The organism is Citrobacter sp. ABFQG, assembly GCF_004322975.1.
Taxonomy (GTDB): Bacteria; Pseudomonadota; Gammaproteobacteria; order Enterobacterales; family Enterobacteriaceae; genus Citrobacter; species Citrobacter freundii.
Map to the genome: position 1 here is coordinate 640,806 of NZ_CP036435.1, position 19,042 is coordinate 659,847.

Genomic DNA, 19,042 nt, shown 5'->3' on the forward strand with positions numbered 1-19,042 from the left:
TTACAGCACTCCCAGTAGCGAGCAGACCACGCTGAGCGCAACAATCGACAGCAAAATCGTGGTGTAACGCGGCCCTTTCTTCACCAGATAGAAATAAATGGCGAACACCGCCGCCAGCGGCAACAGACCGGGGGCAATAGAGTCGAGGATTTGCTGAACCACCACTTCAGAGCCTTTCAGGGCGCTGAGTTTTAACGGCGTGGTGATCTTGACGTAGCTCGCAGAAAGCGCGCCCATCATGATCAGGCCCAGCACGTTCGCGCCGTAGATAAGTTCCTTTATTCGCCCTCCCTGCAGCAGACCAATTATCGAGTCACGTCCCAGCGTATAGCCTTTGTGCACCATACCGTAGCTGATTGCCAACGTAATGGCCGGGTAGAGGATTAACGGTACAATTCCGCCCATCGCGCTGCCATTTGCCGCGAATGGGATAAAAATAGCAATTAACAGCGGCATAACGGCGGCCCAGATGATCGAGTCCCCCATCCCGGCCAGCGGTCCCATTAGCCCGGTTTTAATCCCGGTAATTGAAGCATCGCTGATCGGCTCGCCGCGGGTTTTCTGTTCCTCCATCGCAATGGAGATCCCCTGAATCACCGCCCCGAACGTCTGCTCTGAGTTGAAGAAGTTCAGATGGCGTTTCAGCGCTTCTACCTGTTCCTCTTTTTGCGGGTAGAGCTTTTTGATGATCGGCGTCATCGAGGCGCAGAAAATCAGGCTCTGCAAACGCTCATAGGAGCTGGAAACTTCTGCACCCAGCCAGTAGATAAACCAGGCTTTGGTGATATCGGCTTTGGTCAGCGTGCCGCTTTCACGCGCCCGCTCCACCAGTTCATGTTGCATTACGTCGCTGCTCATCATGCTGCTCCTTCATTTTTCGCCAGACCTTTAATCAGGAAAGCCACGCAGGTACCAAAGATTGCCATCGCCATGATGTCTACCTTCAGGTACAGCACCGCAAAGAAACCGCCGATAAACCACGGCAGCAGGCTCTTTTTACCGATCACCATAATGGTAATGGCGAAGCCCAACGCTGGCAGAATGCCGCCCATAATTTCAAAGGAGTGCGTCAGCCAGTGCGGCATCAGCTTGAGGAAGCTTTCCACCACGTCCTGACCAAAATAGTTGGCGGCGAAAACCACCGGGAAACGCAGTACAAGGCCAAGCAACGCCGGGTAGAGGAATGCACAGCGCATAATGCCCGCCATATTGGCCGTTTCCGCATGCTTGTCGGCCATATGCACCCACGCTGCGTTTAACGTGCGGCGCAACTGGTCGAGGAACACGCCGATGACGCCAAACGGGATCGCCAGCGCGATAGCCAGGTTCGGGTCCATTCCGGCCTTCACAGCGATAGGAATTGAAATACAGGCGGCCAGCGCAGGATCCGACGGGACGTTACCGCCTGGCGTAGAGGTCACGCCGAGATAAACCAGCTGCATACCGGCACCGATGATCATCGCCGTTTCCATGTTGCCTAACAGCAAGCCAACGAATACGGCAATCACTACCGGTTGCAGCAGCATAGCGGAGAAGGTGTAGCCAAGGCGTAATCGGGCAAACCAGTAATACAACCCCATCAGGCTTGCAAAGACTAAAGTATCCATAGTTAAGTACCCTGTTATCAAAGAATTAGAATTTTTTCAGGATATCGTCCAGCGACTGAGGCTTATCTTCCGGGATAGTCTGGAAGAACACCTGAATCCCACGATTTTTCAGGTCGCTCAGAATGCCGACGTCTTTTTCATCCAGCGTAATGTTCTGGAATACCGCTTTGCGGTTTGGCCCACCGCCCAGCCCACCGACCTGAATGGTAGTGACGTCAAACCCCAACTGGACCGCTTCCTGAACCGCCGCCAGAGAAGGGAACAGCACCAGCACTTTGCCGTCACCAAGCTGGTTTTCTTTCCAGGCGGCCGCAAAACTTTGGTTACCGAAACAATCCACTTTGATGTTTGGCGGCGCGGCCATCAGGTAGATGTTTTTCATAAACGGATCGGCATCCAGCTCATCGCTAACCACCGCAATCCGGTTGGCCTGAGATTGCCCAACCCATTTGGTCACCACTTGTCCATGAATCAGACGGCTATCGATACGACATAAGACGATGTTTGCCATGATGTTTATTCCTTATTGTGATTGTTGTAATTGACGCACGTGGGCGACAACGTCCAGGCAACTGCTACGCCCGGCGTCGACCAGTTCAGCCACGCAGGTGGTCAACTGGCCATGCTCGCGTTTGTCGAGCGCCTCCAGCAGCAAAGAGGCGTTGAGCCCGGAAATAACAGCCACCGGGTAATCGGCGCTCAGCCGCGCCGCCACGTTGGAGGTGGTGCCGCCAATAAAATCAGTCAGGATCAGTGAGCCTTCCGGCATGGTTTTCACTACGGCTTCAACGCGCTGATAAAACTCGCCGAGCGTATCAACGGGCATCAGCGCAATTTCCGTCACGCCTTTGATTTCACCCATCACCATGCGCAGGCTGTTGCAAAGCTGTTGCCCCCAGCCGCCATGGGTCAGCAGCAGGATCTGGGGCAAGGATTCAGTGGTAGTCAAAATGGCCTCCTGGCTCGATTACATAGACATAGGTAAACAGAGCAAAGGCTGTGCCAGAATTTGTGTCACGCGGGGAAGAGAGGAGCGCTGGCGAGGCAGAAAGCCGCGCCAGTAAAGGGATTAGCTATACAGCAGTTCGTAGATATAAAAATATTCCGCGTCCGATAAGCGAATGGCATAGGCCTCTTCGATCGGCAGGAAAGCGGATTTAATGACACTAAACGCGCGATTATCCAGATCCGGCTTGTTCTCCAGCGCCATCTGTAACGGTTTGCGGTTAATCACGATACGCTCGACCATACAGCAGCAGTGGATCAGGAAGCGCAGTGTCACCTGACGGCTCGGTTTGAGCGAAAGCGCGGTGGTCAGATGATTCAGCACGCCTTCCATCTCTTTGAGAATACGCTGCGGGTTGAGCACCGAAATATGGTTAATGATGCTCTCCATAGTCAACGCGCTGATAAAGCGCATCGCGCTGCGCTCCATCTCCAGACGGCGTTCGCTGCTGGAGAGATCTGGCGTCAGCAGGCTGAGTACCAGCTCGGGGCCTTGCTCAGAGAACAGCTCCTCGAGCGAGATAAACGGAATATCCGGCAGTCCTGGCTGGAAAGTGCCCACTATTCCCGCCAGGCGTTCACTGGCGTTAATCGCCTGCTGAACACGCTCCAGGCTGCGAACTTCGTTGTAATCGAGGATAACCATCCGCGTATCCTGCGACATCAACTCACCGAAGCTCTCCTCCAGCACCTTTTTGATTTTCTCTGCCGTTCCCATCCCGGTGATGCAGGAGATAACCAGCACTTTACCGCTGTTTTCCTGCTGCGGAGTACAAAGCTGACAGGGAATATTTTTGCTCTGCATCAACGCCGCCAGCTGCGGCAAGTCGCTGGTTTCGTAGCTTAAATCCAGCCCAATCTCCAGCAGGCTGGTGAGCGTGATATTGGGCATTAACAGTACGTCTATCTGGAATAACTTACTGATCGTGCTGCCAAAATGGACCAGTGAACCAATATCCACCATCAGGATCAATCGGCGATATTGCCGGGTCTGGATCATCTGCGTCAGGGCTTCCAGCGTGTCATGCACCGACTGCTCGAAAGGCATATCGATAGCGCTGAACACCTCGCGCTCCAGCACGCGATTCACGTACTGCGCCTGACTTGTGGCGGTCGTCGCACCGTGGGCAATCAAAATCACCCCGCAGTCAGGACTGGCGTCAATCCGTTGGCGGTAATGGCGACACTCTTTGAGGAACAGGCACAGCCAGACCACCTCCGTCGCCGGACACTGAATATGCAGCAGTTCATTGATTTTTCGGCATAACAGCGTCGCGTTTTCGTATTCATCTTTGCAGCGATCGAGGATCAGGCTGGAAGAATAAAGTTGCGGAATAAGGCCGCGCTGCACATAGCCAATCAGCGCCAGGAAGTGTTTGCGCAGCGGGTTAACCAGATTTTCCGGCAGCGTAAAACCAAGCACCTGCTCAACACAGCCGATCAGCAGCGTGACTCGCTCTTCAATCTGATCGCCATAGCGCGGAGGATGCGCCACGCTGTCGCGGCTGTAGAGACCATATTCAAATATCGAACTGAGCTTGTTTTTGAGGATTGCCAGCGTTTCGGCTGGCGGCACGTTGCTGTTACGCAGGTTGATATATTCGCGGGTCAGGAAGCTGTAGAAAAGATCGCTCTCTTCAATTTCGGCTCCGGTGGCCAGTGAATTTTTCAGCGCAGGCAGCGTGCGGGCATCGATGCTCAGGTGTTCTTTGCCTTCGAACAGCGCTCCAACCAACAGACGTTGTTCCGGCGTGGCGTTAAAGGGGATCTCGGTCAGACGTTTATCCAGTTGTAGCGTGTCGCTGTGCTCGGTCATCCCCGAGGCCCAGGCCTGTGCGCAGAGAAACTGAATGTCGCTCTTAAGCTGACCAATGTTGCCTTCCAGCGGCTTGTTCAGCAGCCAGAGCAGCAGAGTACGGTCGATGCTTATCGTACGCTCGATTTTGCGGCTCTCACGCTGTAAGAAGCCAACGATCAGTTCAACCTGCTCTTCCACTGAACGCTGGCGGATGCCGGGCAAATCGATACACACCTGAATACGTCGCTGGAAGGTACGCAGCAACGCCGAGCTTACCGGTTCGGTGGTCGCACATATCAGGCGAACCGAGATTGACCGCGCCACGGCGCTGGAACCCAGCGGCCGGTATTCGCCTTTGTCGAGAATAGAAAATAGCTTTTCCTGGCCTTCATACGGCAGACGATGCACTTCGTCGAGCAGCAGATAGCCACCGTCGGCTTGCTCGACCAGACCGGGTTTATTTTCATTTGCGCCGGTAAATGCCCCCTGTCGATGACCAAACAGGTGCGAAGAAAGCAGCTCCGGGTTATGGGCGTATTCCGCGCAGTTAAAGTAAACCAGCGGCGGCGACGCTCCCACTGCGCGTTCGCAGGCAAAACGGTGCATCAGTTCGGCAAAAAAGGTTTTGCCAACGCCGGAGGGACCGGTCAGCAGAACGTGCAGCCCGTGGGGATACAGCACCGCCGCGCGGCCTTTTTCCACCGCGTCGCGTAGGCTGCGATCGTAACCAATCAGGCCAGAAAAGGGATCGTCTGTCGCCTGGTTTTCCTGAACAGGTAACAGGTCGGCAACGGTTTGCACTTCGCGCTCGGACTCATCCAGTTTGCGTCCCAGCAGCGTTTCAATCGCCTGACGATGCAGAAAGAAGACAGGGCGTCCGCGGCTTTTAATCGCCAGGCCGTCGTTCCAGAGCTGATTGAGATCTTTACTGACCGAGTTGCGCGCCAGTCCGAGGTTAAAGCCGATAGCTTCCGCTGTGAACGCCGTTTCCTGCGCCAGATGGGCAAGATTCAGTCCTCGCGTCAGCCGTTCCAGCTCCCCCAGTATTATCTCAATCCGTCTCATCTCTTTACCGCTTAAGAAATAAATGATTGTTCAGAACATACACTATTCTGCTGCGCAAGAAAGTGAGGCGGCGTCCAGACCTTCCGGTCATCAAAACGTTTTCGACAAATAATGCCGCGCGGAGCCGGTTTCCGGAAAGTTATCGAGGGTCATTTGCAGCTGATAGCCGTTTTTCTGATAAAACGGCAGCGCCTGGAAACTCATGGTATCCACCAATGCATGCAGGCATCCTCTCTCACGCGCTGTCTGCTCGGCAGCCTGCATCAATTTTGTGCCGTAACCGCCTTTGCGCAGCGAATCATGCATCCACAGGAAATCAATACACAGCCATTCGCCTTTGATTTTGCCAATCAGCCCGCCCAGAATTTCATTGCTTTCATCGCGCCAGTACACCGCCAGGTCGCCAAAATTGGTGGTTCTCAGGAACTGACGGTTGTAGGCGCGCAATCCGGCAAGCAGGGCATTTTGATCGTCTTCAGTAATGGTATCTGTAATCTGTATTTGCATCCTATCCTCATGAAAAACTACAACTTCTGGCTGATTATTTGTTTAGAAATTAACACAGGCTGATGAGTGAGACGCATGCCGTCTACACTTACTCTTGAGATGATGCGCATCGACAACAAGGATTATTATCATGAAACGAGCCGCTTTACCGCTTATTGCCATTCTTTTCACGCTGCCGGGTTTAGCGCAGGCCGATTCGGCTTACGGCTCTCTACAGTCCGTTCATGAAAAAAATACTGTATTGAAGGACTTACGCAAGATTTGCACCCCACAGGGGTCGCCATCCGATGACGTGTGGGAAAAAACGATTATGTCTGATACACGTAATCAGCAGCATATCCGCGAGGCTATTCTGGCAATACAAAGAAATAACCAGAACAACTACTGGGAAGCACTTGGCAAAGTTGAATGCCCGGATTTATAAGCATCTTGTTGTAAAATGAGCACTGTAACCGGTTTCTGTGTCGCAAAAACACGTATTGTTGCCAGAACGTATAAATAGCAATGGAGCAATAACAATGCGATACCGTTTTCCAGAAAACTTCTGGTGGGGCAGTGCCTGCTCGGCACTGCAAACCGAAGGGGATAGCCTGAACGGCGGCAAAAGCCAGACCACGTGGGACGTGTGGTTCGACCGCCAGCCAGGTCGTTTCCACCAGGGGGTTGGTCCGGCAAACACCTCAACCTTTTATCAGCACTGGAAACAGGACATCGCACTGCTCAAGCAGCTGAAGCACAACAGCTTCCGTACGTCTCTGAGCTGGTCACGCCTGATCCCGGACGGTACCGGCGATGTTAATCCGGAAGCCATCGAATTCTATAACAACGTCATCGACGAGCTGCTGGCCCAGGATATCACGCCCTTTATCACCCTGTTCCACTTCGATATGCCAATGGTGATGCAGGAGAAAGGCGGCTGGGAAAACCGTGAGGTGGTTGAGGCGTTTGGCCGCTACGCGCAGACGTGTTTTACATTGTTCGGCAACCGGGTGAAGCACTGGTTCACCTTTAACGAGCCTATTGTCCCGGTGGAAGGCGGCTATCTGTATGACTTCCATTACCCGAACGTGGTGGATTTCAAACGCGCGGCCACCGTGGCGTATCACACTGTACTGGCGCATTCCACGGCGGTGCGGGCGTATCGCGCCGGAAACTACGGCGGTGAGATCGGTGTGATCCTAAATCTGACGCCCTCTTATCCACGCTCTCAGCACCCGGCGGATGTGAAAGCCGCGCACCATGCGGATCTGCTGTTTAACCGCTGCTTCCTTGACCCGGTACTAAAAGGGGAATATCCGGCGGATCTGGTCGAATTGCTGAAAGAGTACGATCAGCTACCAACCTGTCAGCCAGGCGACAGTCAGCTCATCGTCGAGGGGAAAATCGACCTGCTCGGTATCAATTATTATCAGCCGCGTCGCGTGAAATGTCGTGATACTGCGGTCAATCCAAACGCGCCGTTTATGCCGGAGTGGCTGTTTGATTATTACGAAATGCCGGGGCGTAAAATGAACCCTTACCGTGGCTGGGAAATTTATGAGCCTGGTATTTACGATATTATTACTAATCTTCGTGATAATTACGGCAACCCACGCTGCTTTATTTCTGAAAACGGTATGGGTGTGGAAAATGAGCAGCGTTTCGTTGAGCATGACCAGATCAACGACAGCTACCGCATTGAATTTGTTTCTGAGCATCTTAAATGGCTACATAAAGGCATCAGCGAAGGTTGTAATTGTCTTGGCTACCATATGTGGACTTTTATTGATAACTGGTCCTGGCTCAACGGATATAAAAACCGCTACGGTTTTGTCCAGTTAGATTTAGACACGCAAAAACGTACGGTGAAAAAGAGCGGCGAATGGTTTGCCCATACTGCCGAAAACAATGGTTTTAATTAAAAAAATAACCAGGATGCCGGATAGCGATCCGGCATACCGAGCTTTAGTTTATTGCATACCCTTTATGCGAACTTTTGCTGCCACCAGAAGCGCCGTCAGCAGCATCAGGCTGCCGGAAAGCATCAGGGGCGACAGCAGTCCGAGAGTATCGAGCGCATAGCCTCCCACCGCAGCCCCACAGGTATTGGCAAGCTGGATCACGGCGACCTGCACCGATCCGGCTTTTTCTGCCTGATCGGCAAGCGAGCGCGTGATCCACGTCGACCAGCCGACCGGTACCAGCGCAAACAACAGTCCCCAGATAATCGCAATACCCGCCGCCACCACTTTGTCACTGCCCCACAGAATCAGGACCAGTGCACTGAGCGCCAGCACCAGTGGCGCACCGGCTAACGCCAGTTTGACCGAACGCTTCAAAATCATCGACGAAAGCGACGTACCAACAAAACTGGCAATACCGAAGCTCAGCAGCACCAGCGTCAGGCCATCAACGTCAAAGCCCGCCAGATTCATATAGATCGGGCGAATATAGGTAAAGAAGGCGAACTGCCCGGCAAAGGACATGAAGATGGCAATCATCCCGGCCATCACCCCCGGTCTCTGCAGCAGGCTGAACATGTTTTGTTTCTGATGCGAAGGCTCGCCAGGCAGCGAAGGCAACGCTCTCACCACCCAAATTGTGCACAGCACGCCCATCACCGCCGCCGCATTAAACACATTACGCCAGCCGATAATGCCGCCTAAAAAGCTCCCCAACGGCGCGGCAATCACCAGCGCGATGGAGACTGCGCCAAAAATAACCGACAGCGCCTTCGGCACCGTACGTGCAGGAACCAGACGCATGGTCAGCGACGCCGACATCGCCCAGAAGCCACCAAGCGCCAGACCGAGACAGGCGCGGCCAACGAGCAGCAGCGAAAAAGAGTTGGCAAAGGAAACCAGCAGGCAGGAGAGCGTTAGCAGCACCGAAAACAGGATCACCACATAGCGACGATCGGTCGCCTGAATAATTTGCGTCACAAACAGGCTGGCGAACATGGCGACAAATGCCGTCACGGTCACCGATTGCCCCGCCACACCTTCAGAAATCCCCAGATCCTGCGCCATCGGCGTTAACAGGCTAACGGGCAGAAACTCAACGGTTATCAGGCAGGCAACACAGAACGCCACGGCAAATACCGCCGACCAGTTAGGTCGGGAATTTGCCTCAGCGCGGGATTTTTGTTCAACAGCTTCACTCATTTTGTTACCTGCGTGGGGTTATTGTAGAAAAGTTACGCAGTGTAACATTAAATTTGTGACGTATTTAACGTTTCAGCAACTAGTTTCATTTAACAAAGAATATCGGTTACTCGGATTTTTAAAGATAGAACGCGACTCTTTTACCTGTAGGTAGCTTAACATCAATGCTAAGTTCACCACCCAGTGCCGTGACATAACGCTTGAGCGTCGACAGACGAGGATCGTTATCTGCCTGCTCCATTTTTGCGATTGTTGGCTGCTTAACCCCCATTGCCGAGGCAAGTTCAGCCTGAGAGAGATTCAGTTCTTCCCTTAACATATTTAACGCAACCGCCTGACGTAGTATTTCTACTTTTTCGGTAATACGCTCCTGGCTTTCCGGGCTTTGTTTCGCCATCAATTCTTTAAGGGTAGCCATAATTTTCCTTACTTATTAGGTGATTTCGGTACTCAGCATCCGCAAGCCTGATCATCTCTTTATAGAATTTCTTTTCGTTTAACCCTGTTTTATCTCCAGCGCATAGCACGATGCCATGGCGAGAAGGATCAAACGCGAAGAACGCCCGAATCGGACTACCCTGATGCTGTACTCGCAACTCTTTCATATTTGAAAAAGCAGAAGCATTTACCGTATCAGCAAACGGCCTGCCTAACTGAGGACCATACTCGGATAAAATCATCATTGCTGCGAGCATATCTTCCTTGAGCGCTTCGGTCTGTACGTCAAACCATTTATCGAAAGCATCCGTTGTTTCCACTTCCCACATCAACGATCCCTCATAGCTAATAAGCTATAGAGAAATTATAGCTTATTAGCTATTGAATCAATCGTTATTTGCATAATTTATTCGCCATCAGACCTGATTCTCAATGCAACCAATGCACACCATCTTCGGGCTGGAAAAAGGCGTTATAGCGCATTTGAAACGCATTAAGCTCCTGCATGTCCGGCTCCATTTCGCGCAAAAAACCGAGCGCCAGACGCACCTGCGCGTCGGTAATCGGCGCGGCCAGCCGAGCTTTTTGCAGCCAACGGTGCCACTGCAGCAGATTCGGCTCACTGCCGTCGACAATCACGATTTGCCAGATCAACAGCACCTGGGCCGCATTTTGCAGATGTGATTCATCAGGGCGGTGGAGGTACTGTAAAAAAGCCTCACCCTGTACTTTTCCCATCTGATCGATCATCGATTCTACTGGCACGACATCAATGTTCAGTCGCTCGCTCAGACGGCGAATTGCCCGCCGTGAACCGGACGTCAGCACCCGAAATCCCACCACAAAAACAACCACCAGGGTGGCCAACATTATCCAAATCATGCGCACATCCATTACCAGACAGGATGCCCATCATAGCGGCAAATTTATCGCTGTCGATGGATGAACGCCACGGCATAAAAAAGCCCGCCATTAAGGCGGGCAAAAGTTACCAATGCACACTTAACTTAAGCGACTTTCAATTGTTGAATCTTTTTCTCGCGGCGAATTTTACGTTCTTCAAACACGGCCACGATGGCCATCAGACAGATACAACCGATGGCGGCGGTGTCCAGCGCGGCGAAGGTTCCTGCCCAGCCGGTGAGGCCGAAAATCGGCGTGCCGTCAGCAATCATCCCCAGACCAAGTTTGGCGAAGCTGTCACCAATCAGATAAGCAAAGGTGCCTTTAATCCCATCGGCTGCGCCGATCGCTTTTTTCGGTACAAATCCGACTGCCGCAACGCCGATTAACAGCTGCGGACCAAACACCAGGAAGCCCAGTGCAAACAGCGAAGCCAGATAAACGTACTGGTTGCTGGCGTGCTGATAAACGCCCAGGGTGGCGATAATCAACGCCAGCGCCACGCAGGCCACCAGCGCACGGCGGCCATTCGCCAGGTCAGAGAGCCAACCCCACAGCAGCGTGCCAACCAGCGCGCCCACTTCAAACAGGGTAAAGCCCTGAATCGCCACTTCTTTGGAGAGCTTTAGCTCCTGGAAAGCGTAGACAGTGGACCATTGGTCAATACCGATACGCACCACGTACAGGAAGATGTTCGAGAAACATAACAACCAGATCACTTTGTTTTTCAGCACGTACTCAACAAAGATCTGCCATTTCGTCATCTCGTTTTCTTCGGTCTCTTTGTCTTCTTCGCTGATCTCCTCGCCGAACAACTCTTCAGCTTTACCGAGACCATAAGATTCCGGGGAGTCACTGCCGTAGCGCAGGCCGATAAAACCAACAATCAGCGCGATAATCGACGGGAAGATAAACATCCCGATGACGTGACCGTCGAACAGATAGTTAGCGCCAAACAGCGCCACGCCTGCCGCACCCGCACCGCCGAGGTTGTGGGAGATGTTCCACATACCGAGGTAAGAACCCCGCTTGCGACGCGGCGTCCATTTGGTGATGGTGGAATAGCTACACGAGCCGCCGGTACTCTGGAAGAAACCACTCAGCGCATAGAAGGCAATCATCAGGAACAGGCTGGTTGAACCCGCACCCATGCTGGCGCTGAAGCCGAGCATACAGATGGCAGAGAGGATCAGCATAAACGGCAGGAACTGCTTGGTGTTTTTGCCGTCCGCGTAGTAGGAAACCAGCGTTTTTCCCACGCCGTAGGTGATGGAGAAGCCCAGGCCAATCATCCCCAGTTGCGTCATGCTCAGCCCGTAGGTGGAGATCATGTCGTTCTGCGCGATGTTGAAGTTTTTGCGGATCAGGTACATGGTCAGGTAGCCGATAAAGACCACCAGATAGGACTGCATGAACGGTTTGAACCACATTTTGCGCCGCACATCGAGCGGCAGATCCAGGGTCGGCTTGCGCACCTGGTTGAGAAAGGCCAGCATTTGACACTCCCGAGCTAATTTTTATACCTGCGAATAGCAGGCATTGTAAAAATCAGCCGGGAGACGTGCCTGAGACAGCGTCCAGGTGAAACCGGGAAAATTTCTTAGTTTTGCCCCACTCAGGGCAAAAAGGTGAGGTGCATCACGCTTCGTTGAGATCGCGCGGAGCCTGGGCGTTTAAAAACGGCAGCAGCAGCAGCGCGGAAATCCCCGCCGCAATGGCGATCACCACAAAAAACCCGGTCCAGTGCCAGACCTCCATCACCTTCGCCAGGGGCCAGCCGGAGAGCGATGCCCCCAGATAGGCAAACAGCCCAACAAAACCGGTTGCTGCACCTGCCGCCTCTTTGTGCGAACACTCCGCTGCCGCCATGCCGATCAGCATCTGCGGGCCGAAGACGAAGAATCCGGTGGTGAAAAAGCACGCTGCCTGCATCACGTAGCTGGCGAACGGCATCAGCCACAGCGAACCAACGGAGAGCAAAATTCCGGCGGCAAAAATCAGGTTCATTGGACCGCGGTTGCCGTTAAACAGCTTGTCCGAGCCCCACCCCGCCACCAGCGCACCGACAAATCCACCCAGTTCGAACATGGTCACGGCGGTATTGGCAGTCACCAGATCCACGCCGAGCGTCTCAGACATGTACAGATTGCCCCAGTCATTAATCGCTGCACGGACCACGTACACCAGCACATAACACAATGACAGCAGCCAGATATAAGGATTCAGCAGCACATAGCGGGTGAGGATCTCTTTGCGGCTCAGCCCTGCACCTTCCTGCTGCTGAGCAATTTCCAGCTCATCATGTCGCCAGTCGCCAATCGGCGGCAGACCAATCGCCTGCGGTCTATCGCGCAGCCGCCAGCAGAGGAAAACCCCCACCACAATCGCCAGCAGCCCAGCGATCATCATCCCGGCGCGCCAGCCGTAGTGCAGCGCTGTCGCCGCCATCACGATAGGGATCAGCGCCCCGCCGACGTTGTGCGCGGTATTCCACAGCGCCCACCAGCCGCCGCGCTCGGTACGCGAATACCACGCGGTCAATAAACGCGCGCAGACCGGCGACCCCCAGCCCTGGAAAAAGGCGTTCAGCGCCCACAGCACCGCAAAGGCCCACAGTGAGGTAGAGAATCCAAACAGAATGTTCACCACGCCGGTGGCGATCAGCCCGATGCCCATAAAATAGCGTGCGTTGGAGCGGTCGCTGACGATACCGGAAACAAACTTCGACAGGCCGTAGGTGATGTAAAACAGCGTCGCCAATAGCCCAATATCGCTGCGGGTCAGCACACCGCTGGTGAGGATATCCGGTACGGCGGCATTGAAGCTTTTGCGTGTGAAATAGAACAGCGCGTAGCCGAGCCAGATAGTGGTCAGAATATGCCGCCGCCAATAGCGATAGCGGGCATCCACTTCCTGCTTGTCGGTGATGAGCGGCGCATTGGCCGGGGCTTTTAAAAACGCAAACATGGCCGCTCCTTACACATAACGTTGAGGCAGTGACACGCTGACCCGCGTGCCGTGCGTACAGGAAATCGACAGCGATCCTCCGAGGGCGCTAATCCGTTCACGCATCCCGGTGAGGCCAAATCCATGCTGATTCGACCCCGGCGGCAGGCCGCTGCCGTCGTCCTCAATCACCAGCATCAGCCGTTCATCCTGTTGCCAGCCCTGAAGCGTCACCGCGCTGGCGTTGGCGTGCTTAACGATGTTGTTCAGTCCTTCCTGACAGACGCGAAACAGTGTCACCCGCTGGCTTTCGCTGAGTGCAGATTCGTCAATTCGCCAGTCGAGATGGCTGACGATGCCGCGGCTTTCCAGTTCCATTTCGCGCATCAATGAGCGGATGGCCTGTTCCAGCGTGAGATCGTCCAACTGGCGTGGTCGCAGGCGGCCTAACAGGCGACGCACCGAATCGTACACGCCGAGAGAAAGTTGTTCGATGTGTGCCCCGCTACGCTTCACCCCTGCGTTTTCCGGCGCCAGGCGCTGGACAATACCCGCCTGGGTACGAATGGCGGTGATGGTTTGGCCGATATCATCATGCAGTTCGCGCGCCACGTCCCGACGCACGCTCTCTTCGGTCTCCAGCAGGCGTTCAGCCAGACGATGGTTGCGCGCTAATTCGTTTTGCAGCGACTGGTTAAGCTCACGCAGACGCTGAATGCCCGCGCCGAGCAGCAGCCCGGTCAGGCTTTGCACCAGCAGCGAGAGCAACAGGTCGACGGGATGATCGTGCCAGGTCTGGCTGGCAATCAGCGCGATGGCGTTCATCAGCGTCGCAATCAGCGCCCCCTGCCAGCCGTAGTGCCAGGCCAGCGCAATGATCGGCAAAGCGAGGCAAAACGGTGTGAAGCGCGAAAGCTCGGCGGGTAAACCGAGCTGTAGCCACAGGCTGACGCTAAACAGCAGCAGGTACCAGACCAGATGCCGCCCGCGCCAGTTCACCGGCTGCGACACCACCGCAGGGCCCAGCGGCAGCCAGGTGGTGCTGGTCAGATAGTGCCAGAACACCAGGCAGATCGGCGCCAGCGTTAATCCGCCGGTGAGCGTCAGCAGCAACGCGTTCCATGCCTCTTCACCCTGCCCAAGCCAGGGCAGCGATTGCAGCAATGCCGCCGCCGTAAGCGCCGCGCCCTGCAACAGCAGCGTACGCCAGTCACGCTGGTGGCGGTATCGCGATATCAGCATCACCGGGAGTAACGTGAGGAAGCTGCCGATCATCAAAAGTGGCAAATGGGCCAGCACCACTTCCTGTACCAACCAGAAAAGAAGCAGCCATTCCGCGCCCAACAGCACCGGCCAGTAGTCACGTGGACATTGCAGCATCAGCCCCAAACGCAGGCCAAACGGAAACAGCAGTACTGCCAGCTCCGGGCGCTCAACCAGATGCAGGCTGATGCTCCACAGGCAAAACCACGCGGCAGAGAAGATAAAGAAGCAGGCAACAACGGTGATTAACCGGGAACAGAGCGTGTTCATTGCCAGCCGTCAAACATCCGGCGGGCCAGTTCGACGTCGTTGCTGACGCCCAGCTTTTCCATCAGGTTGGCGCGATGCACGTGCACCGTTTTCGGCGACAGACCCAGTTCAGCAGCAATCTCTTTGACCGCCATACCTTGTGCCAGTTTTTCCGCTACCTGACGTTCGCGTTTGGTGAGCGGATCCTGACGACCAGCCGCCAGTTTGACGGCGATGTCCGGCGTCAGGTAACAGCCGCCGGTCGCAACGGTATGCACCGCTGCGATCAGCTCATCCGGGCTACAGCGTTTAGAAAGGAAACCACGCGCGCCCGCGTTGAGCGCCTGCTCCACCAGCGCCGGGCTGTCGTGGACGGAGAGCATGATAATCGCCATTCCTTTTGGCAACTGGCTTAACAGTTCAAGACCGGAGATATCTGGCATCGAGATATCACAGATACAGACCTGCACGCCGCGTCCCGGTAATCCCGCCAGCGCCTCACTGCCTGAGCCAAACTCAGCCACCACCTGCAAATCAGGTTCCAGCCCCAGCAGTTGGGCAAAGCCGGAGCGGACGATAAGGTGGTCGTCAATAAGGGCAACGGTAATCATGGGTTCATCCTGGCGCTAAGACATGCCTGATGGCGCTGCGCTTATCAGGCCTACGGGCAGGTGCCGTTGTAGGCCGGATAAGGCATTAATACCGACATCCGGCAAAAGCGCTTACCTTAACGATAAGTGCTTTGCTGTTCAAGCCTTGAGCGATCAGGCTATGCCCGTTGTGACGGTAAATGTGCGGGTGTGTTTCGGTTCTATCTGAATCAACGTCCCGTTTCGTTCCGCCGCCAGGAAGCCTTCAGGTCGACAAGTCGCGGGTAGGGCGAAGGCTGCCACCTGCTGATCGCCGTTATAGAGGATCCAACGGGTGACATAATTCAGCTCCGCGCTGGAGAAACGCGTCACGAACGTGGTGCCATCAGGTGCGATCATGCTAAATTCAGGCTTATCTGTGTATCTATCCAGTTGGTCAGCGAAGAAAACGATTTCCGGATCGTAAAAATCGGGTTCATTAAGGCGCGTCAGCGAAGCCTCACCCTGAATAATCCGCTGATTAAACGCCAGCCACTGCTCGGTAGGCTTAACATGTGCGGGTACCGATTCACGCAGCGTTATGGCTTCATCCGGGATATTCTGGCTGAAGGTCGCTTCCGGGACGTAGGCATAGTTCATATGGCACATGTACTGCAAAGGCATTGCCACTGAGGCGAGGTTAGTGACCGCCATCTGAATATCAAACAGCGCGCTCGCCTTACGCATAACCACCGCAGGATACGCCTGATAATGATGACCGAACCCCATCACATACTCGTAGCATCCGCTCACGCGTAAATTCTCGCCTTCCAACTCCAGCCAGGCCTCATCCATCGCAGCACAGGCCATTTCACCATGCAGCGGGTGAGAATCCTCCGGCGACGGGCAGCCATTAGCCAATAACCCCGAGTGGAAAGCAAAGCAGCCGTAGGTCGCGACCACTTCTGCAGCCGGTTTTGGCTGACTGAACATGTTGCGCATGGTCAGATCATGCCCGTCAAACTGCGCATCCCAGATCATCTGCCCCATCCAGGGCAGAATAACCAGATGTCCACGACTGTTTTCTATCTTCAGCCCTTCCACTCCGCTGGCGTAACGAAACGCGGTAACCGTGAAATCGCTATTTTTCAGTAAGATTCGCGGATGCTCTGCAAAGAGTTCCCGCCACAGCGTGATACGTGTTGTCATGATCGTTCTCCTCAGGAAACCGTCGCTTCAGCCAGATTGTTGCGTACTTTGCTCTCACGCCAGAAGTAGATTCCGACGTACACGAAGCACAACATAGAAACCAGGAACGAAAGTTGCAGCGAGTGGAACATATCAGCCACATAGCCCTGAATTGCCGGAACCACCGCCGCACCGACAATCGCCATGACAATGACAGCTCCCGCCATTTCAGTATGCTCGTTATCCACGGTATCCAGCGTACCGGCGTAGATTGTCGCCCAGCAGGGTCCAAACAGGACGCTCACCAGCACGGCGACGTACACGGCGCTGAAGCTTGGCGCCAGCGCAACATAGACGAGGAACAGCGCGCCAATGATGGAGTATAGGATCAGCACTTTTTCCGGATTGAAGCGCGTCATCAATATGTTGGCGATAAACTTCCCGATAAAGAAGCAGGCAAAGCTATAGACCATGAAGGTTGAGGCATCACGCTCGTTGATATCACCCAATTCCAGTGCCAGACGGATAGTGAATGACCACACCGCAACCTGCATCCCCACATACAGGAACTGCGCAACAATCCCACGGCGGAAACGGGCATTGCTGGCCAGATAACGCAGCGTATCCATCGCTGACGGACGCTTATGACTCGCCGTTTGCGCGACTTTGCAGGTCGGGAAGCGGGTCAGCAGGAACAACACCATCACCACAACCAGTACCATAATCATGTACTTGTAAGGCTCAAGGGTATTTTCCAGCATCAACACTTTAAAGTTGTGGATCTGTTCCGCGTTCATCCCAGCCATCTGTTTTTCCAGACTCTCACCTTCAGAGAAGACCAGATATTTGCCCAGCAGAATACCGGCGGCGGCGCCAATGGGGTAAAAGGTCTGGCTGATGTTCAGGCGTAAAGTGGCATACGCTTTTGGGCCGATCATGGAGCTGTAGGTATTAGCTGCCGTTTCCAGGAAGCTCAGGCCAATCGCAATCGCAAAAATTGCCGCGAGGAACATGGTGTAGGTGGCCATGTGCGATGCCGGGAAAAAGAGCGTACAGCCAACAATATATAGCGTCAGCCCCATTAAGATGGCAATTTTATAGCTGGTCTTTTTAATCACCAAAGATGCAGGAATCGCAATTAAAAAATATCCGCCATAAAAGGCACTCTGCACTAATGCCGAGGCAAAGTTGCTGAGTGAAAATACGCTTTTGAATTGCGTAATCAGAATATCATTTAATGCGGCTGCGCATCCCCATAATGGGAATAAACAGGATAACAAAATAAACTGGAACAGAGGCGTCTTATTCAGATAGCCGTCGGGCATCTGAATGATGTTTTTATCGTTCATAGTGCTACCTTTTACAATGCAGGAGTATTATTCGTTTAAGGTAAGAAACTCATTAAATTGTTCGATGCTTGGATAAGATGATTGAGTGCCTTTCCCGGTAACGCTAAATGCAGCGAAGAGAACGGCTTTTTTCATGGCGGCTTCGACATCACCGCTTTGAACGTAATAATGGGCAAAACAACCGATGAAAGCGTCGCCTGCGCCACTGGTATCGACAGCGTTCACTTTAAACGCCGGAACATGGACTTCCTGGTCACGCGTCATCCACAACGCACCTTTCTCACCCATGGTGACGATAATATTGTTCAAACCTTTATCAACCAGAGAACGTGCCGCTGCGCGAATATGGTCATAAGTATCCACTGGCATACCGGTTAATATTTCCAGCTCGGTTTCATTCGGCACAAAAAAATCACATTTACAGGCATAAGACATATCTAATTCCCGTAATGCAGGAGCGGGATTTAGTAACACTTCAATACCGTGTTTTTTGCCAAATTCAATCGCGTGATAAACAGTTTCCAGCTGCACTTCCAGTTGCAGGACAATAAGCTGACATTTTTTCAGATCTTCCGCCGCACGATCGATATCTTCCGGGGAGAGAAACTTGTTCGCTCCTTTAATAATCAGAATACTGTTGCTAGAGTTCGCATTAACAAAGATCGGTGCGACACCGCTGCTGGTGCAGGGTACCTTTTCGACATAGGTGGTATTAATCCCCCAGGATTCGAGATTGCGAATAGTGTTATCCGCAAAAATATCATCACCGACTTTTGTCAGCATCAGTACTTTGGAATTGAGCTTAGCGGCTGCAACGGCCTGATTTGCCCCTTTACCGCCACAACCAATTTTGAACGCCGGCGCTTCCAGCGTTTCCCCTTCTTTGGGCATCTGGTTGATGTAGGTGATGAGATCCACCATGTTGGAGCCAATAACCGCGATATCCATTTTACTACCTCTCAGAAACAATCACACCACAATGATATTAAAATAACATTATCATGTTACTTTC

Annotated in this window: 19 protein-coding genes; 2 read left to right on the forward strand and 17 right to left on the reverse strand. The window is 53.6% G+C overall.

Annotated features, from left to right (window positions below; genetic code table 11):
* From WN16_RS03205 to WN16_RS03230, 6 genes are all read right to left on the reverse strand, one after another.
* Entirely contained in the window at positions 1-861 is an 861-nt protein-coding gene (locus tag WN16_RS03205; protein WP_005121522.1) for a PTS system mannose/fructose/sorbose family transporter subunit IID, read from the reverse strand.
* Complete coding sequence (locus WN16_RS03210; protein ID WP_003023960.1) at positions 858-1,607, reverse strand: PTS sugar transporter subunit IIC; 750 nt, start codon at positions 1,605-1,607, stop codon at positions 858-860. Before WN16_RS03210 ends, WN16_RS03205 begins: the two co-directional genes overlap by 4 nt.
* 25 nt (positions 1,608-1,632) lie before the next feature.
* Complete coding sequence (locus tag WN16_RS03215; RefSeq protein ID WP_003023959.1) at positions 1,633-2,118, reverse strand: PTS system mannose/fructose/N-acetylgalactosamine-transporter subunit IIB; 486 nt, start codon at positions 2,116-2,118, stop codon at positions 1,633-1,635.
* Between the two features lie 12 nt (positions 2,119-2,130).
* A complete protein-coding gene (locus tag WN16_RS03220) occupies positions 2,131-2,556 on the reverse strand; it encodes a PTS sugar transporter subunit IIA (protein ID WP_003023957.1) in 426 nt (141 codons plus the stop codon).
* Positions 2,557-2,676: 120 nt separating this feature from the next.
* Positions 2,677-5,475, reverse strand: a complete 2,799-nt coding sequence (gene dagR / locus WN16_RS03225; RefSeq protein ID WP_003840669.1) for a transcriptional regulator DagR — start codon at positions 5,473-5,475, stop codon at positions 2,677-2,679.
* 90 nt (positions 5,476-5,565) lie between these two features.
* Complete coding sequence (locus WN16_RS03230) at positions 5,566-5,982, reverse strand: GNAT family N-acetyltransferase (RefSeq protein WP_003023951.1); 417 nt, start codon at positions 5,980-5,982, stop codon at positions 5,566-5,568.
* Between the two features lie 130 nt (positions 5,983-6,112).
* On the opposite strand from WN16_RS03230, the gene WN16_RS03235 reads away from it, so the two are divergent.
* A complete protein-coding gene (locus WN16_RS03235; RefSeq protein WP_003840665.1) occupies positions 6,113-6,406 on the forward strand; it encodes a YicS family protein in 294 nt (97 codons plus the stop codon).
* Between the two features lie 94 nt (positions 6,407-6,500).
* Positions 6,501-7,883: a glycoside hydrolase family 1 protein gene (locus WN16_RS03240; protein ID WP_016151210.1), complete on the forward strand. Its 1,383-nt coding sequence runs from the start codon at positions 6,501-6,503 to the stop codon at positions 7,881-7,883.
* Between the two features lie 48 nt (positions 7,884-7,931).
* On the opposite strand, the gene nepI is transcribed toward WN16_RS03240, so the two are convergent.
* The 11 genes from nepI to rbsK all read right to left on the reverse strand — a co-directional run bounded on the left by nepI (position 7,932) and on the right by rbsK (position 18,978).
* Positions 7,932-9,125: a purine ribonucleoside efflux pump NepI gene (gene nepI, locus WN16_RS03245; protein WP_003840662.1), complete on the reverse strand. Its 1,194-nt coding sequence runs from the start codon at positions 9,123-9,125 to the stop codon at positions 7,932-7,934.
* 118 nt (positions 9,126-9,243) lie between these two features.
* A complete protein-coding gene (locus tag WN16_RS03250; protein WP_003840660.1) occupies positions 9,244-9,543 on the reverse strand; it encodes a helix-turn-helix domain-containing protein in 300 nt (99 codons plus the stop codon).
* Positions 9,530-9,892 carry a type II toxin-antitoxin system RelE/ParE family toxin gene (locus tag WN16_RS03255; protein WP_016151211.1) on the reverse strand — a complete coding sequence of 121 codons (363 nt, stop codon included), beginning with the start codon at positions 9,890-9,892 and terminating at the stop codon, positions 9,530-9,532. Before WN16_RS03255 ends, WN16_RS03250 begins: the two co-directional genes overlap by 14 nt.
* A 100-nt stretch (positions 9,893-9,992) precedes the next feature.
* Entirely contained in the window at positions 9,993-10,445 is a 453-nt protein-coding gene (locus WN16_RS03260; protein ID WP_003023933.1) for a DUF1198 family protein, read from the reverse strand.
* A gap of 125 nt (positions 10,446-10,570) precedes the next feature.
* Positions 10,571-11,962: a hexose-6-phosphate:phosphate antiporter gene (gene uhpT, locus WN16_RS03265; RefSeq protein WP_003023929.1), complete on the reverse strand. Its 1,392-nt coding sequence runs from the start codon at positions 11,960-11,962 to the stop codon at positions 10,571-10,573.
* 142 nt (positions 11,963-12,104) lie between these two features.
* Positions 12,105-13,433: an MFS transporter gene (locus tag WN16_RS03270; RefSeq protein WP_003023927.1), complete on the reverse strand. Its 1,329-nt coding sequence runs from the start codon at positions 13,431-13,433 to the stop codon at positions 12,105-12,107.
* Positions 13,434-13,442: 9 nt separating this feature from the next.
* Positions 13,443-14,945: a signal transduction histidine-protein kinase/phosphatase UhpB gene (uhpB, locus tag WN16_RS03275; protein ID WP_008323788.1), complete on the reverse strand. Its 1,503-nt coding sequence runs from the start codon at positions 14,943-14,945 to the stop codon at positions 13,443-13,445.
* Positions 14,942-15,535: a transcriptional regulator UhpA gene (uhpA, locus tag WN16_RS03280; RefSeq protein WP_003023923.1), complete on the reverse strand. Its 594-nt coding sequence runs from the start codon at positions 15,533-15,535 to the stop codon at positions 14,942-14,944. Before uhpA ends, uhpB begins: the two co-directional genes overlap by 4 nt.
* Positions 15,536-15,688: 153 nt before the next feature.
* Positions 15,689-16,702 carry an aldose 1-epimerase family protein gene (locus WN16_RS03285; protein ID WP_044700482.1) on the reverse strand — a complete coding sequence of 338 codons (1,014 nt, stop codon included), beginning with the start codon at positions 16,700-16,702 and terminating at the stop codon, positions 15,689-15,691.
* An 11-nt stretch (positions 16,703-16,713) separates the two neighbouring features.
* Positions 16,714-18,030, reverse strand: coding sequence for an L-fucose:H+ symporter permease (gene fucP / locus WN16_RS03290; protein ID WP_003023919.1), 1,317 nt, complete (start codon positions 18,028-18,030; stop codon positions 16,714-16,716).
* Between the two features lie 27 nt (positions 18,031-18,057).
* A complete protein-coding gene (gene rbsK, locus WN16_RS03295) occupies positions 18,058-18,978 on the reverse strand; it encodes a ribokinase (RefSeq protein ID WP_003844463.1) in 921 nt (306 codons plus the stop codon).
* Between the last annotated feature and the right edge of the window lie 64 nt (positions 18,979-19,042).